The sequence below is a fragment of the Kaistella jeonii genome (genome assembly GCF_000812865.1).
Lineage (GTDB): Bacteria > Bacteroidota > Bacteroidia > Flavobacteriales > Weeksellaceae > Kaistella > Kaistella jeonii.
On sequence record NZ_JSYL01000001.1, the window covers coordinates 40,090 to 64,835 of the forward strand.

Below are 24,746 nucleotides of genomic sequence, written 5' to 3' on the forward strand. Positions count from 1 at the left end.
TAATTTTGCAGTAAATACTATTTTTTCGAAATATAAATCTTTAAATCTTACCGATTTTCTTTTCTCCACTTTGAGCATGAAGAACAGCAAGAATAATGATTTTATAGTCTTCAACAATGTAATAAATATGATAAGCAAATTGCCTTAACAGGATCGTTCTAACACTAAGATATTGTATTTGAAAACCATTCGGAGTATTTTGTATTTTAATTTTTGCTTCCTCGATTCTGTCAAGAAAATCTTCTGCCAGTTTTGGATTAATTGAAAATAAATAATCTACAGCTTCTAAAATATCATGATAAACTCTCGGTCTATTTTTAATCACATAATTCACAAGTTGTATTTTTTTCTGATGTCTTTCAGCAACTCATCAAAATTGAAGTTGGTATTCGGGTTTTTTCGATAATCTTCTAATCGTTCAGCTACAATTGCTTTATGCGCTTCAGGAATTTGAATTTCTTTATTTTCATTGAAATCTTCACTTTCAGCAATTTTAAATTTTAATTTCAAAGCTTTACCAAAAGCAATTAGTGCATCAGTTTCTTCAATAGAAGTAGGTTCGAAAATGATAATATCTTGTGTTGCCATTTTAGTAAAAATTTAAAGTAAATGTACAAATTAATTTTCCACAGAGATGTTCGTTATGGAAAGTCTCCGAGTTTAAACGTAAAATAAAAACCCGAAACTTTAAAGTCTCGGGATTTATTTCTATTCAGTTTCGCTGTTGTAATTGATCGTATCATACAAATCTTTTCTTCGATCGCTCATAGTTCGAACCGCGCCATAGTGATGCAATTCTTTCAATAAATTCAAATCGACATCTACAATTAAAGTAGTTTCTGTATTCGGCGTCGCTTCACCTTTTACCGCATTCGAAGGAAAAGCAAAATCAGACGGTGTGAAAACCGCGGCTTGTCCATATTGAATATCCATATTATTTACACCAGGTAAATTTCCTACACAACCTGCGATCGCTACGTAACATTCATTTTCTATCGCTCTTGCTGCCGCACAATGACGAACTCTAATGTAAGCATTTTGAGTATCAGTTAAATAAGGAACAAACAAAATCTTCATTCCCTGATCAGCCAAAATTCTTGGTAATTCCGGGAATTCAACATCATAACAAATCACCAATCCAACTTTTCCGCAATCGGTATCGATGACTTTGATTTCGTTTCCACCTTTCATTCCGTAGAATTTCTTTTCGTTGGGCGTAATGTGAATTTTACGGTGTTCGTCGATTTTTCCGTCTCTGTGAAGCAAATAACTAATGTTGTACAAATCGTCATTTTCGATAAAAGGCATACTTCCACCGATAATATTAATGTTGTAACCGATCGCTAACTGGGATAATCTGTTTTTAATTTCCTCTGTCATTTCCGCAAGTTTGAACATACTTTCTCTTTCACTTAAATGATTGAAAGGAGCGAGTAGAGGCGTATTGAAGAATTCCGGGAACATAATGAAATCAGATTTATAATCTGCCATCACATTGATGAAAAATTCTACCTGCTCGAAGAAAGCATCAATATCTTTGAAATGTCGCATTTGCCATTGAACCAAACCTAAACGGATGACAGAATCCTGCATCGTATTGGGTTTTTTGCTGTAATAAATATTATTCCACTGCAATAAAACGGCGTTTTCTTCTGAATGAGAATCTTCGGGTAAATAGTTTTGTAAAACTCGAACAGGAAGGAAATTATTAGCCAGTTGAAAACTCAAAACCGGATCATAAACTTCTTTTTTTCGAACCTGCTGAATATACTGACGCGGTGTAAGTTCATGACTGTGTAAATGATAATTAGGAATTCTGCCACCGACAATAATCGATTTTAAATTGAGTTTTTCACACAATTCTTTTCTGGCATCATATAATCTTCTAGCCAAACGCAACTCCCGAAATTCTGGATCCACGAAAATCTCAATTCCGTACAAAACATTTCCCGTGTCGGAATGCGTGTTGAAGGTGTAATTACCCGTAATTTCTTTGTAGGTATGATCATCACCGTATAATTCGTACTGCACGATCAATGAAAGACAGACAGCCGCAATTTTATCATCAACGGTAATACATATTTGTCCTTCCGGAAAAATTTTGATCAGTTTCAGAATGCTTTTCTTGGACCAGATACTTTCCGACATCGCAGGATAGGCTTTCTGCATCGTATCTCTTAGTTCATCGTAATCATCAAGAGTGAGTTTTCTAATATCTATTTGCATAAATTTATTTTTAAAGTTAAAAGGAAGTTTAAATTAAAAGTCCGGAGCAATGATCTGCCGAACTTCCGGTCGCAGAGGACAATATATTAATTTCATTATTCATACGCAAAACTCCCATGAATGCGAAGATCAAAGCTTCTTTAAAATCGATCAGTTCTTTTTCCGGAATAATAATTTCTGCGGATGTTTTATTTTTGATCCGTTCAATTAAGTAGGAATTATACGTTCCACCACCTGTAAATAAAACTTTTTGAATTTCATATTGATTAAATATTTCAGCAATCTGAAAAGCAGCGTGTTCTGTAAAAGTCGCTAACACATTTTCGGCAATCTCTCCTTCTAATAAAGGTGAAATGTTTTCATTGATCCATTCAATTCCTAAAGATTTTGGTGCCGAAGATTCGTAGAAAGGAAGAGAATTTAATAAAGATAAAATTTCAAAATTAACTGTTCCATTTCTTGCCAAATCTCCGTTTTCATCAAAATATTTTCCTAATTTTTTTGCAAACTGGTTCATAATAATATTGACGGGACAAATATCAAAAGCGACTCGTTTTCCTTCTTTTCTAAAGGAAATATTTGAAAATCCACCAATATTGAGACATGCATCAAACTCAGAAAAAAGGAGTTCATCACCGATCGGAACTAATGGAGCACCGCTTCCTCCCATCAAAACATCTTGGCTGCGAAAATCGTAAACGACAGGAATTTGAGTCAAAATTTTTATTGCTCTTCCGTCGCCGATCTGTAAGGTAAATTTGTTTTGCGGCTGATGAAAAACGGTGTGACCGTGAGAAGCGATTATATCTACATTTTTTAAAGAAAATTGTCCAATAAATTCCTGAACTCTTTTTCCCAGGTAAAAACCATATTCGGAATTCAAGGCTAAAAGCTCTTCAGAATTTAAATTAATAGAATTTCGGAGTTTTCCTTCCCAGTGTTGAGAATAAGAGATGGTTTCTGCTTTTAAGATTTCATATTTCCAGGTATTATTTTCCTTTTGAAATTTGGCGTAACAAATGTCAAGTCCATCCAGACTGCTTCCCGACATTAAACCGATTGCATAAAACTCCATAAAGAAAAATTTTTCACGAATTTACGAAAAATCACCTTCCTTTTTCAGGGATTTTTTTAGCGTTGATATCGCCTGAATTATTAAAGAAAGTATATTCAGAGAAATCATCTTTGGCCTTCATTCCGTTTGCACCAACTAGTGTTGAGCCGTCTTTATCGGTTACGTAAACCGTATCTGAAGTATAAATTAATCTTTTATTTTGATCCCAATAAACCGATTGCATTGCAAATATTTGATTTTCATTGGTGATGATTTTCACATTTCCTTTAGCCTCGTAAAATTTCTTTTTCTCATTAAATTTGGCATATTTCGCAGTGATCTTCCCTGGAACATTGGGTTTCTTTTTATCGTAAAAAAGAATATTAATTCCTTTTCTCGCAACGATGTAGGGAGAATCGATATACTCATATTTTTCAATGAGGGCAGCTTTTGCACGCAGTTTTATCATGCCAGAATCCCGCTGTACGATATTGGCATTATTGATGATTTGCGAAGGAAAATTGACGTTTTTGTTTTTACTGATTTTGGTAAGATCTTCATCACAGGAAATTAAAACAAAAAATATAGCACACCCTAGAAAGGCGGCTATATTTTTATAGAATATTTTTCTGTAAAGACTCATTTCTTAATCATAAAGACGTTTGTTAAACCATTTATCAGCAAAATTAAGTCCGATTTTTAGGTTTACAAAATTCTGTCGAATCATATTATTATCAAGTGTTCCTCTCTGTCCTAATTCAATTCCCAGATCAATACCGCTCATTCTGCTTGCACTTTTATTTTCAAAAGGAAGTGTTAATCCACCAGTGAGCGCAAATTTGTTGACATTGGTTCCCATATAAGATAAATTACCTTTTTCATAATAAGCACCATATCGGTAAGTTACACGAGAAAAATAATTTCTAAAATTGTTGTAATTCGGCAAATACCAACCTCCAGCAGAGATCTTGTAAGAAGCTTGATTGGCAAAAGGATCTGTTATAAAATCGATTTGTGCCTTGTTATAATCAACCTGTGTTCCCAAAAACCATTTCGCATCTCTACCATAACCAGCTCCTAAAGAGAAACCTAATGGAATAAGATCTTTATTTTCACTGAATTTTGAATCGATAATGCTTACATTATTTTTGGTTTGACCCGGCGTGTAAAAATAAGTACTGTTGGTGTACTGAGTTTCTAATTTACCTGTATTTCCAAAGGTTAAAGTTCCACCTAATGTAAGTTTTCTATCTGCTGCGATTTTTTTCTGGTAAGCAGTTCCAACCGTGAAATTAAAAGATTTGGTCTTATTTTTCGTTTCGTAACCGTTGATCAATTCTGCGGTGGAATAAGTAAGTTCATTGATGTCATAGACATTACCAAAATAGAAATTAGTTCTTAAACCTACTCCAAATTCTGGAGAGATTTGATAAGAAACCGCTGCTTGAACCGTACTTATCATTCCTTCACCAGTAAAAAGATTCGCTTTAATAGTACCATCAGCAAGTGTTTCTTTGGTAATGATTGAATATTTTTTGGAACTGTAAGGTTGATAACCTAATCCAAATTTAACTTTTGGCGAAAGTGGAAAAGCAATTGAAATATTCGATAAATAAGAAGAGTGTTTGGTAACACTCATATTATCGTAATTCGATTTAAAAAAATTGTTTTCGTTGGTTCCTTCCACTTTCAGGGTGGTTAGTTCTAAATTTTTATTAGCAGCAGGATTGCTGAAGTTAAAATTATTATTGAAGTCCCAAATATATGCTGTAGAAATACCGCCCATCGCATTCACATCAGTTGTATTGTCATACTTAATATCCCCAATTCCGAAGGCAGCATAAGGAGAATTACCAATCGATTGCGCGTTAAAAAATAATCCGGCAGCAAGCAACGGTAATACAAAAATTCTTTTCATTCTCTATTTTTAAAAATAATGCGCAAATATCTTAAATATTACTGAATTGAGGAAATTTAGTTTGGTTAAAGTTTGTTAAGGGAATGACTTTGTTTACGATGGTCTTTCACTTTTTTAAATTAAAAAAAAAGCAAAAAATGTGGTTAAGCAATTTAATTTTTATTAAACTTAAGATTTAAATCAATCTATAAAAAAATAGGCAGTAAACCTTATTTTCGACATGAGGAAATAGTTGAATTTTTTTATCTTTGAAAAATGAACTGGGAACAAATTGTAGGTCAGGAAAAATTAAAAAGCCTTCTGAAAGAAAGTATTTCTGATAATAGAGTAAGTCATGCTCAACTTTTTATCGGAAAAGAAGGATACGGAACTTTACCTCTCGCAATGGCATTTGCAAAAGAAGTTTTTAGAAAAGAAAATGAACATTCGTCCTCGAAAGTTGAACATTTAAATCATTTGGATCTGCATTTCAGTTTTCCTGTTTTTAAAGAGAAAAAAGGTGGACTTTCTGACAATTTTCTGGAAGATTTTAGAACAATGATTCTTGAAAATCCTTATTCAAACGGCGAAGACTGGAATAAAGTTTTAAATTCTGATAATAAACAATTGACCATCTACGCTGATGAAATAGATGAACTGAACAAGAAGTTTTCGCTTAAAAGTTTTGAAGGTGGCAGTAAAGTTCTCATAGTTTGGCAAGTTGATAAAATGAATATTTCGGCTTCTAATAAATTTCTTAAATTTCTGGAGGAACCACCAAAAGATACTTTAATCATTCTTACGGCCGAAAATGCCGACTTTATTTTACCTACCATTCTTTCCCGAACTCAACTTGTAGAAATCCCAAGAATTCATGATGAAGAGATTGAATTTTCGCTTCTACAGAATTATAAAATTAGCGAAGAAAAAATAAAAGAAATCGTTTTTCAGGCTCAAGGAAACTGGAACAGTGCGCAGAAACTTTTGCTTGCCGAAAATTCTGATTCTGAATTTGAAGATCTTTTTGTAACATGGGTTCGCGAAGCATTTCAAGTAAAAAAGAAACCTGAGTTTTTAAAAAATATTGTTTTTTGGGGCAGAAATGTTGCAGGTTGGAATCGGGAAAAACAAAAAAGCTTTCTTGATTATTGTGCAGAAATGTTCCGTTTGGCATTACTTCAAAATTATGGCAACGAAAACTTAGTCTATAAAAAGATCGATTCCGGAGGTTTTAAATGGGAGCGATTCGCGAATTTTATTCACGGAGCAAATATCGAGGCGATTTTAACAGAAATTTCTGAGGCAGATTATCATCTGGAAAGAAACGCCAATGCGAAAATTGTCTGGACCGATCTTGGAATTAAGCTATCACGGTACATTCATAAATCACCTTCCAATTAAAATTATAGAAGAAGCAAGTCATTTGATTTGCTTCCTTTTTTTTAATGATAGCAATTCAAAAACTAATTCTCTTTCGAAGTTATTTATCGCATCTATTTGAATTATTTATCTCAAAAAAACTAGGAAACTTTTTTTGTTTATAAGTTTTCATTATTTACCTTTGCATTTATTATGAGTGCAGATAAAGAATTTTTATTGAAAGTTGCAGAGCTGTTTGCCGAGAATGGTGCTAAAACTTTGACAATGGATGACATCGCGAAAGAGTTTGCAATGTCAAAAAAAACATTGTATCAACTCTATAAAAATAAAGAAGATCTGTTAACAGAAGTTCTTGACTATAAGATGGATCTTATTGTAGAAACGCTTCTTTTAAATGATTCGAAGACTGACAACGCCATCGAAAGAATGTTTCTTCGGGAGAAAGATTTCGAAAACTTTTCCCGCACGAACAAAACCACATTTATTCGTCAGCTGATCAAATATTACCCTTCGATTTACAATCAACATATTTTGAGCATTGATGAAAAAATCTCAAAAATTGTTACGCACAACATTAAACTCGGAAGACAACAAGGATATTACCGTACTGATTTTGATGAAAGACTTTACATTAAATTTCTTCTTCAACTCATGTTTTCTTACGAGGATTCGCCTTTGTTTGAAAACGAAGTGAACGACAGACAATCTTTCTGTTTAAAAGTCATGGTTTTCTACATGCATTCCATAGCGACGAAAAAAGGAAAAGATTTCTTGAAAGATTTTGATTTTAAACAGGAAGTATAAAAATTTAGAAAAATACTTCCCCCAAAAAAAGTAAAACTCATTGTTAAACGTCTCTAATAAATAACAACTCAATATATAATGACCAATTTTAGAAAAATGGCTCTCGTCGCAATCTTAGCAATTTCATTCTCCGGAATGAAGGCGCAGGAAACCGTTACGCTAAAACAAGCCATAGAATACGCGCTTCAAAATAAAGCGGATGCGTTGAAAGCAAAACTTGACGTAAAAAATGCCGATTACCAGATCATGGAAGCAAAATCAAATGCTTTACCACAAATTTCGGGCGTTGCAAATCTTACGTATAATCCTTTATTGCAAAAATCTGCTTTAGATGTTGGTGCATTTAGTGGTGGTCCAAGTAACATACAATTGATCTCATTTGGACAAAAATGGAATGCAGGAGCAGGTTTACAGTTGTCGCAGGCAATTTTTAATCAAAAAGTATTTATTGGATTAAAAGCCGCGAAATCAACAAAAGAATTTTATCAGCTTAATGAGCAGTTGACTGAAGAGCAAATCATCGAACGTGTTTCAAATGCTTATTTCCAGGTTTTTACTATTCAGCAAAAGAAAGAAACTTTAGAAAGCAGTTTTACAAGCACAGAAAAAGCACGAAATATTATCAAAAGTTTGTTCGATAATGGATTGGCTAAAAAAGTAGATCTTGACCGAACGAATGTAAATCTCACCAATATCTCAACGGTTTTAAAACAACAGCAAAACGGAATCAACCAGGCAGAAAATGCTCTGAAATTTTATATGGGAATGCCGATCGAAACGAAGATCGAGCTTGTAAAATCTGATATGGAAATTACGCCTCATTTATTAGAAGACACGGTTGGAACTGATGACCGCTCGGAAGTTAAATTACTTTCTAAACAAAAAGAATTGTTACAATATAATAAACAAGCGGTCGAAGCGGCTTATTATCCAACGGTTAATTTGAATGCAAATTACAGCTATCAAGGATTGGGGAACAAATTTCCTTTAACTAATGGGGAGAAGAACGGTGTCTATTGGTCAGGTTACTCGGCGATAACTTTGGGCGTGAATATTCCTATTTTTAATGGTTTCGCGACAAAAGCCCGTGTTGCAATGGCTCAGATCGAACTCGATAAATTAGATGTTGATCTGAAGGATACAAAACTAGGTTTAGACTTATCCTATCAAAATGCGAAATCACAAATTGAAAACAGTCTGTCCGCATTGGAAAGCCAGAAAGCAAACGTAAGTCTTGCAGAAACGGTATCATCGAATACCAAAAGCAATTACCAATACGGTTTGGCAACTTTAACCGAATTGTTAGAAGCTGAAAATGCTTTGGTTGAAGCCAAAAATAATTACACCAACGCCATTTTGGATTATAAAATTGCAGAAATACAATATTACAAATCCAAAGGAGAACTCAGAAATTACATTAAATAATAAGCAGAAATACTATTCAGATGAAAGCAAAACCAATAATTTACAGTGTATTAGCAGTTATACTTATAGCTGCCGGAATATATACTCTCAGTAATAATAAAAAGAAAAACCAAGCAGAAACTGCCATCGTTTCTCAAAAAAACGAATTTATTTCTGTTAATGTAACGCAAGCAAAATACGAACATATAACAAACGATTATTCTTCAAACGGAACTTTTGCACCGTACCAGGAATTATCTTTCCCTTCAGAAATTAGTGGAAGAATTGTAAGAGTTTTGGTAGATGAAGGAAGTTACGTAAGAGTAGGACAAACCGTTGCCACCATTAAAAAAGATCAGTTAGAAGTTGACAATTCAAATGCAAATGCAACCTATCAAAATGCGGTAGTTGATAATCAACGCTACGAAAATGCCTTCAAAACGGGAGGAGTTACGAAACAACAGGTTGACAATTCAAGACTTCAGGTAAAAAATGCAAGAGCGCAATTACAACAAGCCAATTTGAGAATTGGTGACACCAATGTTCGAGCGAGCATCAATGGAATCATTAATAAAAGATTAATTGAACCAGGATCTGTAGTTTCACCCGGAACGGTAATGTTTGAGATCGTAAATGTTTCCAGATTAAAATTGAAAGTGAACGTGAATGAATCACAAGTTGCGAGCATGAAAGTAGGCGACGAAATTAATGTTAAAGCAAGCGTTTATCCTGATACTCCTTTCAAAGGAAAAATTAGTTTTATTGCTCCATTAGCAGATGCATCACTCAATTTTCCGGTTGAAATCGAGATTAGTAACAGTAACGAAAACAAATTAAGAGCGGGAATGTATGGAACTGCAGTATTTAACGCTAAAGACTCTGGAACTGCTCATGCAATGTTGGTTTTACCGAAAGAAGCCTTCGTAGGCGGAGTAAGCAGCAACGAAGTTTTTGTTGTAAATAAAGACAACACCGTGAAATTAACTAAAGTAGTTGTGGGTAGAATTTTCGGTTCTCAAATTGAAATTCTCGGCGGACTTAAAGATGGACAAACTGTTGTTACAACAGGACAAATCAATCTGATTGACGGTGCCAAAATTAAAATTGTAAAATAGAAAAGATACAAGATGTTTGAGGAAAAGCGTAGAAATCTTCAAATCAAATATCGGAATCTAAAATCTAAATAATTATATGAAATTAGCAGAAATATCCATTAAACGTCCTACGTTGATCATCGTATTATTTACGATTCTTACCTTGGGCGGTCTCTTCAGTTATAGCCAGATGGGCTACGAATTGATTCCAAAATTTGAGATCAATGTCGTTACAATTTCCACGGTTTATCCGGGTGCATCGCCAAGTGAAGTAGAAAGTTCGGTGACCAAAAAAATTGAAGATGCGATTTCTTCTTTAGAAAACGTAAAAAAAGTAGAATCTAAATCTTACGAAGGTCTTTCTCTGGTAATGGTAACCCTGAATTCAGGAACCGATACCAATTACGCATTAAATGATGCGCAGAGAAAAATTAATGCGATCGTAGCCAATTTACCGGAAGATGCAAAACCGCCTTCTTTATTAAAGTTCTCTTTGAGTGATTTACCAATTATCACCGCAGGAGCAACTTCATCGCTTCCTCAAAAAGAATTTTATGACCTTCTAGATAAAAAGATTGAGCCAGTTTTATCCCGTGTAAAAGGGGTTGCTCAAGTTAACTTGATTGGTGGTGAAGAAAGAGAGATTCGCGTGAACATGGATCAAGCCAAGATTGAAGGGTACGGTTTATCTGTTCCAGAAATTCAACAGGCGATCTTAAGTTCCAACTTAGATTTCCCGACAGGAAACATTAAGACCAGAAATAATACGACGATTATACGTCTTTCCGGGAAATATAAAGATACCGGTGAATTAAATAATTTGGTCATTAAAACTAAAAGCGGCTCCCAAATCAGATTAAGTGACGTCGCTTTTGTAGAAGATTCCCAAAAAGACGTACAAAAGATTGCAAGAGTTAACCAAAAACCTGCTATAATTATACAAATCGTAAAACAATCTGATGCGAATGCAGTGGAAGTGAGCGAACTTAGTAGAGTTGCGATTGCAAAAATTCAGGATGACTACAAACTTCAAAACGTAAAAATTGATATCGTTAATGATTCTACCAATTTTACGCTGAATGCAGCCAATAATGTAACCCATGATTTGTTAATCGCGGTTAGTTTGGTAGCAATTGTAATGTTGCTTTTCCTTCACAGTATCAGAAATGCATTTATCGTAATGGTTTCAATTCCTGCTTCATTAATTGCAACTTTTATTGGAATGTATCTTTTAGGATATACTTTGAATTTAATGAGTTTGCTAGGATTGTCGCTCGTTGTTGGTATTTTGGTCGATGATGCCATTGTGGTACTCGAAAATATTTACCGACACATGGAAATGGGTAAAAGTAAGGTTAGAGCCGCTTATGACGGTACTGCAGAAATTGGATTTACTGTAATGGCAATTACTTTGGTGATTGTCGTTGTATTTCTACCGATTGCTTTAAGTACAGGATTAGTGTCAAATATTATTTCACAATTCTGTGTTACAGTAGTTATTGCGACATTATTGTCTTTACTTTCATCATTTACGATCGTTCCCTGGTTATCATCAAGATTCGGAAAACTGGAACATCTTACTGGTAAAAACTGGTTTGAAAAATTCATTTTAGCTTTTGAAAAACGTTTGGATGCTTTCACTCACTGGGTTTCTGGTTTGTTAGAATGGTGTTTGAGAAGTTGGAAAACCAAATTAATTACTTTAGGATTAGTCATTATTCTATTCTTCAGTTCATTTGCTTTGGTTGGACTGGGCTTTATTGGTGGTGAATTTTTCGCTAAAATTGATAAAGGAGAATTCTTAGTACAGATCGAATTACCAAAAGATGCTTCGATAGAACAGTCAAATTTCATGACGCAAAAAGCAGAGAAATATTTGAGTGAGAAAAAAGAAGTAGAAAAAATTATTACAACCGTTGGTCAAACGAGTGATGGTCAAGGTGGAGCTCAAGCTACAGCTTACAAATCTGAGATCGATGTTATTTTAGTAGGAAAAGATCAAAGAGCAGATAACTCGTTTGTTTACGCTGCGAAATTGAAGAAAGAATTAGAAAGTGTTTTGGTCGGTGCAAAGGTAAAAACCGTACCTGTTGGATTATTGGGTGCTGAACAGGCGCCATTAGCTTTGGTAATTACAGGACCTGATTTAAAAAGCGCAATGACTTTTGCCAAGCAAGCTGAAGCTCAGTTGAGATCGATCGATGGTGCTTCTGAAGTTAAATTAACTACTGAAGGCGGGAATCCTGAGATCAATGTTCAGGTTGACCGCGATAAAATGTCGGCTTTAGGCTTAAATTTACAAACGGTTGGTCTTACGATGCAAACCGCATTTAGTGGAAATACCGATGGTAAATTCCGAGCAGGAGATTATGAGTACGACATTAATATTCAGTACAATCAAAAAGGCCGTTCAACCATTAATGATGTGAATAATCTGATTTTTGTTAATGATCAGCAGGAACAAATTAAATTAAGTCAGTTCGCAACTGTAACGGAAAGTTCTGGACCGAGTTTCTTAGAGAGAAGAGATAAATCTCCTTCTGTTACCATTCAGGCGCAAACCATTGGTAAAACAACCGGAACTGTTGCAGCAGAATGGCAAAAGAAATTCGAAACCCTGAAAAAACCTACCGGAGTCAATTATCTTTGGAGTGGTGATCAGGAAAATCAGACAGAAGGTTTCGGAACTTTGGGAGTGGCTTTATTAGCAGCTATTATCTTAGTTTACTTAGTTATGGTAGCGCTTTACAACAGTTTCATTTATCCGTTTGTGGTATTGTTTTCTATTCCATTGGCATTGATCGGAGTTTTAGTTGCGCTTGCTTTAACAAATAACTCATTAAATATCTTTACCATTTTGGGGATGATCATGCTGATTGGTTTGGTGGCGAAAAATGCGATTATGATTGTAGATTTCACCAACATGAGAAAAGCAGCAGGCGAAAGTACGCATAAAGCACTTCTGCAGGCAAACCACGCAAGGTTAAGACCAATTTTGATGACGACGATTGCGATGGTGATCGGTATGCTTCCAATCGCTTTGGCAGGTGGCGCTGCAGCAGAAATGAATAATGGTTTGGCTTGGGTAATTATTGGAGGTTTGATATCTTCTTTATTCCTGACACTGGTTATTGTTCCTGTCGTTTATTCAATTTTTGATGGCTTAATTTATAGATTCTCCAAAGGTGAAAAAGTAGATTATGAAGCCGAAATGAAAGCAGATTACAAACATGAAGAGTTAAGTGAAGATGGTTTCACAGCCAAGCATACCATGTAATATTAATAATAATGTAATAAAGAGAAGCCGTTTCATTAATTTGAAACGGCTTCTTAATTTTAGAATTGAAAGATTAAATTTTAAATTCCTGTCTTTTCAAAAGCATCAATTTTTCTTTGAGAAAGATTTAGGAAACGGAAGACGAGTAGAACCGCCGAAATCGTTAAACCTAAACCAAGCGCGATCCACATTCCGAAAGCGCCCATTTTCATAGGAACACAAAGGAAATATCCTAGTGGAATAGTGATTAGCCAATAAGCAATAAAAGTGATAATCGACGGAATTTTCACATCCTGAATTCCTCTTAAAGATCCTAATGCAACAACCTGAACACCATCTGAAAGTTGAAATAAAGCCGCAATGATCATCAGTTTCGCCGCCAACTGAATTACTTCAACATCTTCTTTTCTGGTGAAAAAGGTTGGTAAAATATGTCTTCCCAAAATAAAAAATACTCCACAGGCAAACATAAAAATGAATACTAGTTTCATATTATTAATTCCGACCTCCTTTAATTCGGTGTAATTTTGTTCACCTAATTTACGTCCGATCATCACGGTTGAAGCCACACTAAAACCAATACAAAGATTAAAAGTAAACGATGCCATAGAAAGCGCAATCTGATGAGATGCGATATCTTTTGCAGAAACCAAACCACAAATAAAAGCTGCACCTGCAAAAGCCGTCACTTCAAAAAACATTTGCAACGCTGTAGGAAAACCAATTTTCAGCATCTTACGAAACATTTCTCTGGAAAACCCTACGATTTTAAGAGAGAAATCTTTAATATATCTTCGAGTTTTCGGTTCTTTTAAAAGCACATAATAAAGGAAAACCATCATAAAAACTCTTGCAATTAAACTTGCCAAAGCAGATCCCTCAACACCCATTGGGGAAATTCCGAACATTCCCGTGATGAAAACATAATTCAAAACAATATTAATGATATTTGCGAAGATGGTTGCTTTGGTAACACCAATCGTATAAGACAATCCTTCTGAAACTTCCCGCAATGTTTGAAAAACCATAAATGGTAAAATACTCAGAGTCATAATTCCTAAAAAGCCGATCGTATCGGGGATAATTTCTTTCGGCTGATCCATGTGATAAAGCAGGGGAAGAGCTAGCAACAGGATAATCATTAAGATAAGTCCAATTCCAAAATTGATAACGAAACCATGACGAAAAACGGAGTTGATAACACTGTGTTTTTCCTGTGAATGTGCCTCGGAAACCAACGGTGGAATCGCAAATGAAAATCCCAGCGCAAATACAAAGATTGAAAAAAAAACGGCATTTCCTAAAGAAACTGAAGCTAAAGCTTGAGCACCCAATAATTTCCCTACAATAATATTATCAAAAAGATTCACGGAAACCTGCCCAACCTGAGTGAGCATTACGGGCAGAGCAAGGGTTAAACTCGCTTTTGTATATTTAGAATTAAGAAATTTCATAGAGAATAAAAAAAGTTTGCGGCAAAAATACTGCAAACTTTTTCAAAATTTATTGAAGTGCGTTAATTTATTTTCTTACAAAACTGGCAACATCCTCCGCAGAAACCGGATTGGATCCCAAAATAATTAATCGTTCAACCACGTTTCTCAACTCGCGAATATTTCCAGTCCATTTGAAATTTTCTAAGCTTGTAATCGCTTTTTCATCGAAATCCTTTTGTATGGTTCCGTGTTCTTCAGAAATAATTTTAGAAAAATGCTGTACTAACATTTTAATATCTTCTTTTCTTTCATCTAAAGGTGGAACGTAAATTTCGATTACAGAAAGTCTGTGATACAGATCTTCCCGGAATTTCCCAGATTCGATTTCATGCTTCATGTTTTTATTGGTCGCGGCCAAAATACGTACATCTACTTTTATTTCTTTATCGCTTCCGACGGGGGAAACTTTACTTTCTTGTAATGCACGGAGAACTTTTGCTTGTGCAACCAAAGTCATATCACCGATTTCGTCTAAAAAAATAGTTCCATTATTCGCCAATTCAAATTTTCCTTGTTTGTCCTTAATCGCGCCGGTAAAACTACCTTTCACGTGTCCAAATAATTCAGATTCAATAAGTTCTGAAGGAATTGCGGCACAATTTACCTCGATCATCGGTCCTTTGCTGCGATCACTTTGCGCATGAATTGCGTGAGCGACTAATTCTTTTCCAGCTCCATTGGGTCCCGTAATTAAAACTCTTGCGTCAGAAGCTGCCACTTTTTCGATCATATCCTGAATTTTTTTTAAAGCAGGAGAATCACCGATCATCTGATATTTTTTGTTTACTTTTTTCTTTAAAGTCGTATTTTCTACTTTCAAGTTTTGGTTAGATTTCTGTAAAATTCTTTTATCTAATGCATTTTTCACACTGGTGATCAATCTGTTGATATCAATCGGTTTCGAGATAAAATCATAAGCACCCACTTTCAGACAATCTACCGCAGTATCGATATCTGCGTGACCTGAAATCATTACAAACGTGGTATCTGGTTTAAGTTGAAGCGCTTGCTTAAGTAATTCGGTCCCAGAAAGTTTCGGCATTTTAATATCAGAAACAACCAAAGCGAAATCTTCTTTTTCAATTTGTTTTAAACCTTCTAGACCATCTTCGGCAATTACGAATTCATAATTTGGAAGCTCATCATGCAGGATACTTTGCAGTACACCGGAAATGGCTCTTTCATCTTCAACTATTAAGATTTTTTGCATTTATTGAAATTTATTGATTTTGTAAAAATTTTGTTTAAAATTTGCAGATTAGGTAGCAATAATCATACCCCAAAATACTACAAATTGTAGTTTCGGTGACCAAAAATGGCCGACCCAACGCGAACAGAATTTGCGCCACATTCGATGGCGACAGGAAAGTCGTCACTCATTCCCATAGATAAAGTTTCTAATTTTCTTTGAAGTGACATTTTATCAAAAATCTGCTTTAATAATGTAAATTCCTTCTTCACTTGATTTTTATCGTCTGTGAAAGTTGCCATTCCCATTAAACCTTTGATCTCAATATTTGGAAATTTTCCATTCAAATACTCTTGGAAAATCTCTTTAGCTTCGTGAATTTCAAGACCGAATTTTGTTTTTTCCTCTGCGATTTTTACCTGAAGTAAAACTTTAATTTTCCGCTTGTATTTTTCCGCTTGTTTATCAATTTCTTCTAACAGTTTTTCAGAATCTACACTTTGAATAGTGTTGATAAATGGCGCAATATATTTTACCTTATTTGTCTGCAGATGACCGATTAAATGCCACTGAATATCTTTGGGTAGAAGCAGTTGTTTCTCTACCAATTCCTGCACTTTATTTTCGCCAAAGACTTTTTGGCCTTGATCATAAATCTGCTGAATCATTTCAACAGGATGCGTTTTTGAAACTGCGACAAGCTCAACATGTGATGGTAATTTTGATAATATATTTTTATAATTATCTGTTATTTCCGAAAGATCGCTGAGATTGTTGTTCATCATGTTATGCTAAAAGTACGTTAAAATAGTAATCTTGAAAATTACCAAATTTAATAATGGATTACAAATTTTTAGAAAAAAAAGAGAATTTTTTTTTAGCCCTTTCTTTTTGGGTGTTTACACGCTATTTTCTGAAATTTATAAATGATATATTTGCTTTTCACAAACAAATAAATATGAGCAACTTAGAAAAACACCTAATCAGCGCAGAGCAAACTAAAGTTTTGGCAGAAGAGTACATTAAAAGTAATTACGCTGAAATCAATAAAAAAAGGCCCGAGTCAAAACCTGATTCGAAAATGTACAGTATAGATTTAGACGTTTTGCAAGAATATTTACAACTCATAAGTGATGAAATGGAAAAAAGAGGTGTTAAAAATAAAGGGGTTAAAGTTTCGCTCGGAAAATATTCTGAATACTCAAAAGATCCGAAATTGAAACCAGAATATCTTGGCTATCAAATGATCTTTTTTTCTCCCACTGATTTAGGTCGTGGTCAAAGTGAGAACCGAAATGCAATTGATGAAATGGATGCAGCATCAAATATGGATGAAATCCCAGATTTGAATTATATGAATATAACGCCGCCTTATTAAGTTAGCGATGGTTTGGAACAGAGAAATAGCAGGTTCTTTTGTAGCATTTCTAATGTTAATCTGTTTACTATTTTTAATATTAAAGAGAAGAAAGTTAGAGAAAGGCAGTAATTATTTTATTTTTGGATTAGGGATTTTAACATTTATTGAGATTTACTGCACTTTGCAAAAGTTTATAAATATTACTTACAATTCTTCAATTTTATACGTTATCGGAATAAATTTAATCGTATTCCTGCTGTTTTTTTTGTATTTTCAAAGTATTTTGATTTCAGAAAAGCTAAAACGAGTCAATTTACTATTAATTGTTTTATTCCTCTTAAATTATATTGGTTCTGCAATATTTGTTGAAAACTTCTTTACAAGATTTCCTTTTTTCAGCTACTTTGTAGAAGTGGTTTTATTAACAGGAAGTATTTTTTTAGTCATGTCTCAAACATTTAATTCAGATAAAATTTTGGGACTAGGTCATTATTTTCCTTTCTGGGTTTGTATCAGTTTACTCGTGACATATTTAGGAGTTTTACCTCTTCTTGTCATCAGTTACACTGCAACAAATTTGATGAACCTAAATATATTTTTCGTATTATTATTCTTGGTAAATGTAGCAGGATATACCATTTTATTTTTTGGTATTTTGAAGGCGAAAAAAGAAATTTAATTTTTTAGTGATGAAATTTTCTGAAATGGATTTCTTACTTATTCTAACCACTTTCATGATTTTGATAGTGGTTTTAATGATGGTGGCAATCTACAGCGTTTTTATTAAAAAAAAATCGCAATTGATTTTAACACAAAAAATAAAAGAAGCTACCTTTGAACAGGAACTTGCAAATTCGCAGGTCGAGATTAAAGAACAGACCTTGAATTATATAGGACAGGAACTTCATGATGATCTGGGACAGAAACTTTCGGTTGCCAGATTGATGACCAACAAATTATCGTTTTCTGATGAGAGCGAGAAAAAAGAAATTGCAAATGAAATCAATCTTTTAATAGGGGAGTGCATTCAGGATATCAGAAATCTATCGAAAGTTTTTATTACAAAACAAGTTGAACATTTTGGATTTGTTGAATCTTTGGAACGGGAAATTTTTAGAATTAAAAGATTACAGCTTTTGGAGGTTCATTATGATATCAATAATCGCGATTTAGAAATTAACTCCAGTCACGCACTAATTTTATTTAGAATTATCCAGGAGTGTATAAATAATGTCATCAAGCATTCTAAGTCAAAATGTATTGAACTACTTGTTATCGACCATCAAGATTTTATCGATATTAATATTAATGACACAGGAATCGGATTTAATACCCACAGAGAAGACAATGGTAGCGGTTTAAAAAACATGATCAGTCGTGCCAAAATCATAAATACCGATTTTAAGATAAACTCTTCTGAAAAAGATGGAACGAAAGTTTTGATTACTTATAATAAATAAAAAATCATGGAAAAGATAAAAATTGCAATTGTAGATGATCATAAATTAGTTTCGAAAGCGCTGGAAAATTTACTTTCTTTTAATTCTAATTTTGAAGTAATTATGAACTGCTTCAATGGTCAAGATTTTTTGGATCAGCTCAGAACGAGAAAAGATCATCCCGATGTTATTTTAATGGATATCAATATGCCCATCAAAAATGGAATTGAAACGACGGAAGAAATTTCGAAGGAATTCCCAAATTTGAAAGTCATTGCTCTAACAATGGAAGATAATGAGGGAACAATTATCAAAATGCTAAAAGCCGGTGCAAAAGGATATTTACTGAAAGATATGTCGCCGGATATTTTATTTGATGCCATTGACATTGTTCACAAGAAAGGCATTTTTTATACAGATCTGTTGACTCAAAGTTTGCTAAAGATAAAAACAGAGGAAAAACTTTTGAACGAGTTACACGAAACTCTGAAAGGTCGCGAAATCGAGTTTATTAAATTGGCATGCTCCGAACTCACTTATCGAGAAATAGCAGATCAAATGTTCCTGAGTCCCAGAACAATAGATGGTTATCGCGATTCCGTATTTTTAAAATTGAATATAAAAACCAGAGTAGGAATTGTGTTATTTGCTATTAAAAATAATCTTACTTAAAAAAGGGTGTTTTCACGCTTGTTTTACCTTTTTTTTAAATATAGTTTTGCAGGACACAATTCACAAATAATGAAAAGAGAAGGCCGGTTTTTTTTAACCGGTTTTTTCGTGAATTAAACTGAATGTAGATTTTACATATAAAATTTAAAGTGTTATCAAAACATTCAATAAACATCAAATAGCTTCAGACAACTATTTATTATTTCAATAACCTGTCTTTTAATTTTCTCATTCCTTCTGTGGCAGAAGTTTTAAAAAAATTCTCAGCCTTCACAAAATTATTGTCTAACTGCGGATCGATCACAAAAACCTCACAATGATCTGGTATGTATTGTATTAAACTTGCGGCCGGATAAACTTGCATGGAAGTGCCAATAACCAAAAATATATCAGCAGTCTCTGCCACTTTTACAGCTTGATCCATCTCTGGAACCATTTCTCCAAACCATACAATATGTGGACGCAGTTGAACTCCTTCAGAATTGAAGTCACCCAAATTCAAATCCTTTTCCCACGAAATTATTTTAGAATCTGAATTAATTGACCGTGCTTTTTTTAGTTCACCATGCAAATGAATTATGTTCGAGGAGCCGGCTCTCTCATGCAGATCATCTACATTTTGAGTGATAATTTTCACATCAAAATAATCTTCGAGTTCTGCTAAAATAAGATGTGCCTCATTTGGTTCAACTTCATTCAATTGTTTTCTTCTTGCGTTATAAAAATCCAGAACCATTTCCGGATTACGTTCAAAACCTTCCGGACTTGCAACATCTTCAATTCTATGATTTTCCCATAAACCGTTTGAATCTCTAAATGTTTTCACCCCACTTTCTGCGGAAATTCCTGCTCCAGAAAGCACAACAAGTTTCTTTTTCATCTTATTTTTTTTAAAATTACAAAAATTTTATTTCAATTTTGTCGGATTAAATTAAAGAAATCTTAATTAAATTTGTAAACGTAAAAATTTTCAAATGCAAGAGTTAGATGACGATTTTATTTTAAGAAGAGCAGCGATTTCGGATCAGGAAAAAATCTGGGAAATTCTGCAACAAGCTATTCAAAGACGCAAAAACGATGGCAGCAATCAGTGGCAAGATGGTTACCCAAATTCTGAAACTGCCATCATTGACATTCAGAATAAAGTTGGATTTGTATTAGAAAAAAATAATGAAATTGCCGGTTATGCCGCAATTATTTTTGATGTCGAACCTGCTTATGAAAATATTGAAGGAAAATGGTTGAGCGAAGGAGAATATGCGGTGATCCATCGCGTCGCCATTTCCGAAAAGTTTTTAGGTCAAGGAATCGCAACAGAATTATTTTTGAAAATTGAAGATTTTGTAAAATCTAATCAAGTCATGAGTATTAAAGTGGATACCAATTTCGATAATATTCAAATGTTAAAAATTCTGGACAAATTAGAATATTCCTATTGTGGGGAAGTTCATTTCCGCGGAAGTCCCAGAAAAGCTTTCGAGAAAATATTAACTTAAATAGAATTTTTAGCTTTTGAAATTCACACTTGAAAATCTGGGAAAATTGCCCGTAATTCATTAAATTTGTACTATAAAATTAAAAAATGTCAAAAAAAGCGATCTTAGCTATTCTCGACGGATGGGGAATCGGTACTGATTCCAAAGTCTCTGCAATTGATCAGGCAAATACTCCTTTTATAGATTCATGTTATAAAAACTTCCCACACACAACCCTCGAAGCGAGTGGTATTGCGGTAGGTTTACCATTTGGTCAGATGGGAAATTCTGAAGTTGGACATATGAATCTGGGTGCTGGTCGCGTTGTTTACCAAAATTTAGTAAAACTTAACATCGCAGTAGAAAATGCTACTTTAGGAAAAGAAAATGTGATTACTGAAGCCTTCGATTATGCCTTAAAAAATAAAAAAAATGTTCATTTCATCGGTTTGGTTTCCGATGGTGGAGTACATTCCCACATTAATCATTTGAAAGGACTTTTGACCGCTGCTCACGAAAATGGATTGCAAGATAATGTTTATGTTCACGCCTTTACCGACGGACGCGACTGCGATCCACATTCTGGCGAAGGTTTTATAAAAGAACTTCTCGATCATATGGCTTTAACTACCGGAAAACTGGCAACAGTCGTAGGAAGATATTATGCGATGGATCGTGATAAAAGATGGGAACGTGTAAAATTAGCGTATGACGCAATGGTAAATGGAGTAGGTGAGCAAACGCACGATATTTTAACATCCATTAAAAAATCTTACGAAAATGGAATTACCGATGAATTTCTAAAACCCATGATCTGCTTGAAAGAAAGCAATTTGCCTGTGATTAAAATAGAAAATGATGACGTGGTTTTCTGCTTTAATTTTAGAACTGATCGGGGACGGGAAATTACAGAAGTTCTTTCACAGCATGATTTACCAGATTACGGGATGCATCATTTGAATCTCTATTATGTCACAATGACTAATTATGATAAGAATTTTAAAAATGTGAAGGTCGTTTTTGATGAAGAAGTTTTGCATCAAACATTGGGTGAAATTTTGGAAAAAAATGGAAGAACGCAGATCAGAGTTGCTGAAACGGAAAAATATCCACACGTGACATTTTTCTTTTCAGGTGGACAGGAAGCGGAATTTATTGGAGAGCGCAGACTGCTTTGTCCGAGTCCGAAAGATGTACCCACTTACGATTTCAAACCGGAAATGTCGGCTTATGATATTACAGGAAAAATTCTACCAGAGATTGAAAACGAAGGTGCAGATTTTATTTGTCTTAATTTTGCTAATACTGATATGGTCGGACATACCGGCGTTTTTTCTGCCGCAATAAAAGCCGCAGAAGTTGTAGATGAGTGCATCGGTAAAGTTGCAACTGCTGCTTATGAACATGGTTATGCAGTTTTTATTTTGGCGGATCACGGAAACTCAGATGTAATGATCAATCCCGATGGAACACCAAATACACAGCATTCCACCAATCTAGTTCCTTTAATTGTAATGGACAAAGATCACACCTGGAATTTGAAACCCGGAAAGTTAGGTGATGTGGCTCCTTCAATTTTGAAAGTGATGGGAATCGAAATTCCTGCTATAATGACCGGCGAAGTTTTGGTGAGTTAAACAACCATACATTTGGAAGAATTTCTAAAAAAATTTACAGTAAAAACGGCTTTTAAAACAGCCGTTTTTTTTATGTCACAAATTGCTACGTATCTCACCATAATTTGTTATTTTTAATTAATTATTAAAAATTAAGCAAACACTTGTTTTCGTTCTAAAATCAATCGTTATGAATTATAAAGATCCTCTCGTATTAATTCTAAACTTAACGGTGATTTTAGTTCTCATTCTTTTAATTCTGCCAACTTTACTCAACAAGAAAGAAAAAATTGGGGTTAGAGTTTCCTTTTCCATCATTTTTTTTATAGTGATCGTTAATTGTACGGGAAATTTGATCATTTTTTATTTTGAAAATTATAGCTTGCTTCCGTTACATTTTGCATTGATGTGCATTCCGTTTCTGTTCGGTCCTGCGATCTATTTTTATGTCAGAGAAATCAATGATTCGCACATTACTAATTTAGTACCGCATTTAATAATACCTTTTATTGCTCTTTTTGGAGCACTTCTCTACAATTTTTGGTCTCCGGAGGAAAAAAACAATGTTATAAAGCAAATGGCAGAAGGATCTTATTTACCCTATAATATTGTTAATACTACTGTAATTATCGTTCCCCTCTATTATTTTGTGAAGTCAAAAATATGGCTTAAAAAATTTAAACTCAATACGCATGATATCTTTTATGCACAGAAGAGAATACGGAAAAATTGGGCAAATGAATTTCTGAATTATATGATTTTCAGTATGTTTTCATTTTTAATTATAGTTGTTATTACGTCGTATTTTATGCACATTCCTCAAATGTATTTAGATTTAATAGGAATGCCGATCTATTTTCCTTTCATCTATTCTGTTGTAGCGGTTAGAAATAACATGATATCTAAAGAATTGGAAATGAATTACGTTTTGGTAAAATCTGAAAATGAAGTAAAACTCAGCGAGCAGAGAATAAATATTTCACGTGATTTGCATGATAATATTGGCGCCTATGCAAACAGTCTCATTTCTAAAATTGATTATATCTCTACTTCAGATGAAAACATTAATACCCATCAAATTAAAGACTTAAAGGATAATGCAGAAAGTATTTTAAGTCTGCTTCGACAAACAATTTGGGTGCTCAATAATGATGAAATTGGAGCGGAATCCTCCTTCGATTATGTAAAACAATACGCGTTAAAGATTTTTAAAAACACCAATATTAAAGTAGCTTTTGACGAGAATATTGAAAGAAATAAAATTTTGAGTGCCGCAGAAGCCAGCAATATCTTTCGGATTATTCAGGAAGCTTGCCAAAATATCATGAAACATTCGAAGGCAGACAAAGTAAAGATCGGTATAATTAGTAACGATTATTTCGCGATTAGTATTGAAGATAATGGAGTAGGTTTCACAGAAAATAATTCTGGTGATTCCTACGGATTAAAAAACATGCAGCAACGGGCAAAAAATATAGGGATGTTCCTCAAAATCGAGAAGATCATTGAAAGCGGAACAAAAATCACCATTACAAATTCCACGATATAAATACGCTTTTAAGCGTATGTTATTTTTTGAATCTTATTAATATTTTTGAACAAACTAATGACCATGAAAATTGGAATTGTTGAAGACCATTTTATCAACCGCAAGATCATCAAGGAAAAAATACTTCCGTATGAAGATATCCAGTTAGTGATTGAGGCTGAAAATGGGGAACATTTCTTCGATTTAATGAAAGACTTGCGGAAAGAAGATTATCCGCAAGTTGTTCTTATTGATTTAGAAATGCCTTTATTAGACGGGATTTCAACCATTTCCCTTTCTTCCATTCGTTATCCTGCTATCAAATTTATTGTATTGACCATTTATGAAGATAATGATAAAATTTTCGATGCTATAAAAGCCGGCGCAAGTGGATATCTGCTCAAAGAAGACCGAGCGGTAAATATTGTCGATGCAGTTACAAACGTTATCGAATTTGACGGGATCCCAATGAGTCCAGCAATTGCGAGAAGAGCCATGAAACTCTTAAGTGGTATCACCCAAAAGAATATTCCTCTGGAAAAAATTGAAGATTACCAGCTAAGTTCAAGGGAAATCCAGGTTTTAAAAGAAATTGTGAGCGGGAATAATCCTGCCGAAATTGGTGAGAAACTGTTCATCAGTCCTAATACGGTGAGAACGCATGTGAATAATATTTACAAGAAGCTTCACCTGAATTCCAGAGCTCAAGTAATCAGTTTAGCACACAAAAATAATTGGATATAGTTTATAACTATCTACCATTGTTTTAATTACGTAGAATTACGTATTGCCAAAGATGACTTGAATGTTGATTTTTGATAAAAATCACGCTTTT

General features: G+C 34.0%; 23 protein-coding genes. 13 read left to right on the forward strand and 10 right to left on the reverse strand.

Going from position 1 to position 24,746, the window contains the following annotated elements:
- Positions 1-40: 40 nt before the first annotated feature.
- The 6 genes from OA86_RS00175 to bamG form a co-directional block, all read right to left on the reverse strand.
- Positions 41-334 (reverse strand): type II toxin-antitoxin system RelE/ParE family toxin, encoded by a 294-nt coding sequence (locus OA86_RS00175; RefSeq protein ID WP_039347070.1) that lies wholly within the window; start codon positions 332-334, stop codon positions 41-43.
- On the reverse strand, positions 331-588 hold the full coding sequence (locus OA86_RS00180; protein ID WP_039347073.1) for a hypothetical protein: 258 nt from the start codon (positions 586-588) through the stop codon (positions 331-333). Before OA86_RS00180 ends, OA86_RS00175 begins: the two co-directional genes overlap by 4 nt.
- A gap of 120 nt (positions 589-708) precedes the next feature.
- Positions 709-2,226 carry a carbon-nitrogen hydrolase family protein gene (locus OA86_RS00185; RefSeq protein WP_039347076.1) on the reverse strand — a complete coding sequence of 506 codons (1,518 nt, stop codon included), beginning with the start codon at positions 2,224-2,226 and terminating at the stop codon, positions 709-711.
- A 28-nt stretch (positions 2,227-2,254) separates the two neighbouring features.
- Complete coding sequence (locus tag OA86_RS00190; protein ID WP_039347079.1) at positions 2,255-3,301, reverse strand: anhydro-N-acetylmuramic acid kinase; 1,047 nt, start codon at positions 3,299-3,301, stop codon at positions 2,255-2,257.
- A 31-nt stretch (positions 3,302-3,332) separates the two neighbouring features.
- Positions 3,333-3,923 carry an LPS export ABC transporter periplasmic protein LptC gene (gene lptC / locus OA86_RS00195; protein ID WP_039347082.1) on the reverse strand — a complete coding sequence of 197 codons (591 nt, stop codon included), beginning with the start codon at positions 3,921-3,923 and terminating at the stop codon, positions 3,333-3,335.
- Positions 3,924-3,926: 3 nt separating this feature from the next.
- Complete coding sequence (bamG, locus tag OA86_RS00200; RefSeq protein ID WP_039347085.1) at positions 3,927-5,198, reverse strand: BamG family beta-barrel-assembly machinery protein; 1,272 nt, start codon at positions 5,196-5,198, stop codon at positions 3,927-3,929.
- Positions 5,199-5,453: 255 nt separating this feature from the next.
- On the opposite strand from bamG, the gene OA86_RS00205 reads away from it, so the two are divergent.
- The 5 genes from OA86_RS00205 to OA86_RS00225 all read left to right on the forward strand — a co-directional run bounded on the left by OA86_RS00205 (position 5,454) and on the right by OA86_RS00225 (position 13,136).
- The gene (locus OA86_RS00205) at positions 5,454-6,578 is read left to right on the forward strand and encodes a DNA polymerase III subunit (RefSeq protein ID WP_039347088.1); all 1,125 of its coding nucleotides are present in this window, start codon (positions 5,454-5,456) and stop codon (positions 6,576-6,578) included.
- A gap of 171 nt (positions 6,579-6,749) precedes the next feature.
- Positions 6,750-7,361: a TetR/AcrR family transcriptional regulator gene (locus OA86_RS00210; protein WP_039347091.1), complete on the forward strand. Its 612-nt coding sequence runs from the start codon at positions 6,750-6,752 to the stop codon at positions 7,359-7,361.
- Between the two features lie 78 nt (positions 7,362-7,439).
- Positions 7,440-8,786, forward strand: a complete 1,347-nt coding sequence (locus OA86_RS00215; RefSeq protein ID WP_039347094.1) for a TolC family protein — start codon at positions 7,440-7,442, stop codon at positions 8,784-8,786.
- A gap of 20 nt (positions 8,787-8,806) precedes the next feature.
- On the forward strand, positions 8,807-9,880 hold the full coding sequence (locus tag OA86_RS00220; RefSeq protein ID WP_039347097.1) for an efflux RND transporter periplasmic adaptor subunit: 1,074 nt from the start codon (positions 8,807-8,809) through the stop codon (positions 9,878-9,880).
- 76 nt (positions 9,881-9,956) lie between these two features.
- Positions 9,957-13,136, forward strand: a complete 3,180-nt coding sequence (locus OA86_RS00225) for an efflux RND transporter permease subunit (RefSeq protein ID WP_039347099.1) — start codon at positions 9,957-9,959, stop codon at positions 13,134-13,136.
- Between the two features lie 80 nt (positions 13,137-13,216).
- Here OA86_RS00225 and OA86_RS00230 read toward each other — a convergent pair whose 3' ends face one another.
- The 3 genes from OA86_RS00230 to OA86_RS00240 form a co-directional block, all read right to left on the reverse strand.
- On the reverse strand, positions 13,217-14,590 hold the full coding sequence (locus OA86_RS00230) for an MATE family efflux transporter (protein ID WP_039347102.1): 1,374 nt from the start codon (positions 14,588-14,590) through the stop codon (positions 13,217-13,219).
- Positions 14,591-14,657: 67 nt separating this feature from the next.
- Positions 14,658-15,842 carry a sigma-54-dependent transcriptional regulator gene (locus OA86_RS00235; RefSeq protein WP_039347104.1) on the reverse strand — a complete coding sequence of 395 codons (1,185 nt, stop codon included), beginning with the start codon at positions 15,840-15,842 and terminating at the stop codon, positions 14,658-14,660.
- A gap of 77 nt (positions 15,843-15,919) precedes the next feature.
- Positions 15,920-16,606, reverse strand: a complete 687-nt coding sequence (locus OA86_RS00240) for a YggS family pyridoxal phosphate-dependent enzyme (protein ID WP_246008066.1) — start codon at positions 16,604-16,606, stop codon at positions 15,920-15,922.
- A gap of 173 nt (positions 16,607-16,779) precedes the next feature.
- Between OA86_RS00240 and OA86_RS00245 the strand changes: the two genes are divergently transcribed.
- The 4 genes from OA86_RS00245 (at position 16,780) to OA86_RS00260 (ending at position 19,292) form a co-directional block, all read left to right on the forward strand.
- Positions 16,780-17,199, forward strand: a complete 420-nt coding sequence (locus OA86_RS00245) for a hypothetical protein (protein WP_126340429.1) — start codon at positions 16,780-16,782, stop codon at positions 17,197-17,199.
- A 265-nt stretch (positions 17,200-17,464) separates the two neighbouring features.
- Positions 17,465-17,860 (forward strand): hypothetical protein, encoded by a 396-nt coding sequence (locus OA86_RS00250; RefSeq protein ID WP_126340428.1) that lies wholly within the window; start codon positions 17,465-17,467, stop codon positions 17,858-17,860.
- Positions 17,861-17,885: 25 nt separating this feature from the next.
- Positions 17,886-18,641 carry a sensor histidine kinase gene (locus OA86_RS00255; RefSeq protein WP_169743928.1) on the forward strand — a complete coding sequence of 252 codons (756 nt, stop codon included), beginning with the start codon at positions 17,886-17,888 and terminating at the stop codon, positions 18,639-18,641.
- Between the two features lie 6 nt (positions 18,642-18,647).
- The gene (locus OA86_RS00260) at positions 18,648-19,292 is read left to right on the forward strand and encodes a response regulator transcription factor (RefSeq protein WP_039347113.1); all 645 of its coding nucleotides are present in this window, start codon (positions 18,648-18,650) and stop codon (positions 19,290-19,292) included.
- A 199-nt stretch (positions 19,293-19,491) separates the two neighbouring features.
- On the opposite strand, the gene OA86_RS00265 is transcribed toward OA86_RS00260, so the two are convergent.
- Complete coding sequence (locus OA86_RS00265) at positions 19,492-20,172, reverse strand: SIR2 family NAD-dependent protein deacylase (RefSeq protein ID WP_039347114.1); 681 nt, start codon at positions 20,170-20,172, stop codon at positions 19,492-19,494.
- 94 nt (positions 20,173-20,266) lie between these two features.
- Between OA86_RS00265 and OA86_RS00270 the strand changes: the two genes are divergently transcribed.
- The 4 genes from OA86_RS00270 to OA86_RS00285 all read left to right on the forward strand — a co-directional run bounded on the left by OA86_RS00270 (position 20,267) and on the right by OA86_RS00285 (position 24,655).
- Positions 20,267-20,788, forward strand: coding sequence for a GNAT family N-acetyltransferase (locus OA86_RS00270; protein ID WP_039347117.1), 522 nt, complete (start codon positions 20,267-20,269; stop codon positions 20,786-20,788).
- A gap of 86 nt (positions 20,789-20,874) precedes the next feature.
- Positions 20,875-22,404 carry a 2,3-bisphosphoglycerate-independent phosphoglycerate mutase gene (gene gpmI, locus OA86_RS00275; protein WP_039347119.1) on the forward strand — a complete coding sequence of 510 codons (1,530 nt, stop codon included), beginning with the start codon at positions 20,875-20,877 and terminating at the stop codon, positions 22,402-22,404.
- A 169-nt stretch (positions 22,405-22,573) separates the two neighbouring features.
- Complete coding sequence (locus tag OA86_RS00280; RefSeq protein ID WP_039347121.1) at positions 22,574-23,932, forward strand: ATP-binding protein; 1,359 nt, start codon at positions 22,574-22,576, stop codon at positions 23,930-23,932.
- Positions 23,933-23,995: 63 nt separating this feature from the next.
- Complete coding sequence (locus OA86_RS00285; protein ID WP_169743929.1) at positions 23,996-24,655, forward strand: LuxR C-terminal-related transcriptional regulator; 660 nt, start codon at positions 23,996-23,998, stop codon at positions 24,653-24,655.
- Positions 24,656-24,746: the final 91 nt, after the last annotated feature.

Excerpts from the sequence above, each read along its gene's own strand:
- OA86_RS00180 (WP_039347073.1), bottom strand. The coding sequence starts at position 588 with ATGGCAACACAAGATATTATCATTTTCGAACCTACTTCTATTGAAGAA.
- OA86_RS00185 (WP_039347076.1), bottom strand. The coding sequence starts at position 2,226 with ATGCAAATAGATATTAGAAAACTCACTCTTGATGATTACGATGAACTA.
- OA86_RS00190 (WP_039347079.1), bottom strand. The coding sequence starts at position 3,301 with ATGGAGTTTTATGCAATCGGTTTAATGTCGGGAAGCAGTCTGGATGGA.
- lptC (WP_039347082.1), bottom strand. The coding sequence starts at position 3,923 with ATGAGTCTTTACAGAAAAATATTCTATAAAAATATAGCCGCCTTTCTA.
- bamG (WP_039347085.1), bottom strand. The coding sequence starts at position 5,198 with ATGAAAAGAATTTTTGTATTACCGTTGCTTGCTGCCGGATTATTTTTT.
- OA86_RS00205 (WP_039347088.1), top strand. The coding sequence starts at position 5,454 with ATGAACTGGGAACAAATTGTAGGTCAGGAAAAATTAAAAAGCCTTCTG.
- OA86_RS00210 (WP_039347091.1), top strand. The coding sequence starts at position 6,750 with ATGAGTGCAGATAAAGAATTTTTATTGAAAGTTGCAGAGCTGTTTGCC.
- OA86_RS00215 (WP_039347094.1), top strand. The coding sequence starts at position 7,440 with ATGACCAATTTTAGAAAAATGGCTCTCGTCGCAATCTTAGCAATTTCA.
- OA86_RS00220 (WP_039347097.1), top strand. The coding sequence starts at position 8,807 with ATGAAAGCAAAACCAATAATTTACAGTGTATTAGCAGTTATACTTATA.
- OA86_RS00225 (WP_039347099.1), top strand. The coding sequence starts at position 9,957 with ATGAAATTAGCAGAAATATCCATTAAACGTCCTACGTTGATCATCGTA.
- OA86_RS00230 (WP_039347102.1), bottom strand. The coding sequence starts at position 14,590 with ATGAAATTTCTTAATTCTAAATATACAAAAGCGAGTTTAACCCTTGCT.
- OA86_RS00235 (WP_039347104.1), bottom strand. The coding sequence starts at position 15,842 with ATGCAAAAAATCTTAATAGTTGAAGATGAAAGAGCCATTTCCGGTGTA.
- OA86_RS00240 (WP_246008066.1), bottom strand. The coding sequence starts at position 16,606 with ATGATGAACAACAATCTCAGCGATCTTTCGGAAATAACAGATAATTAT.
- OA86_RS00245 (WP_126340429.1), top strand. The coding sequence starts at position 16,780 with ATGAGCAACTTAGAAAAACACCTAATCAGCGCAGAGCAAACTAAAGTT.
- OA86_RS00255 (WP_169743928.1), top strand. The coding sequence starts at position 17,886 with ATGGATTTCTTACTTATTCTAACCACTTTCATGATTTTGATAGTGGTT.
- OA86_RS00260 (WP_039347113.1), top strand. The coding sequence starts at position 18,648 with ATGGAAAAGATAAAAATTGCAATTGTAGATGATCATAAATTAGTTTCG.
- OA86_RS00265 (WP_039347114.1), bottom strand. The coding sequence starts at position 20,172 with ATGAAAAAGAAACTTGTTGTGCTTTCTGGAGCAGGAATTTCCGCAGAA.
- OA86_RS00270 (WP_039347117.1), top strand. The coding sequence starts at position 20,267 with ATGCAAGAGTTAGATGACGATTTTATTTTAAGAAGAGCAGCGATTTCG.
- gpmI (WP_039347119.1), top strand. The coding sequence starts at position 20,875 with ATGTCAAAAAAAGCGATCTTAGCTATTCTCGACGGATGGGGAATCGGT.
- OA86_RS00280 (WP_039347121.1), top strand. The coding sequence starts at position 22,574 with ATGAATTATAAAGATCCTCTCGTATTAATTCTAAACTTAACGGTGATT.
- OA86_RS00285 (WP_169743929.1), top strand. The coding sequence starts at position 23,996 with ATGAAAATTGGAATTGTTGAAGACCATTTTATCAACCGCAAGATCATC.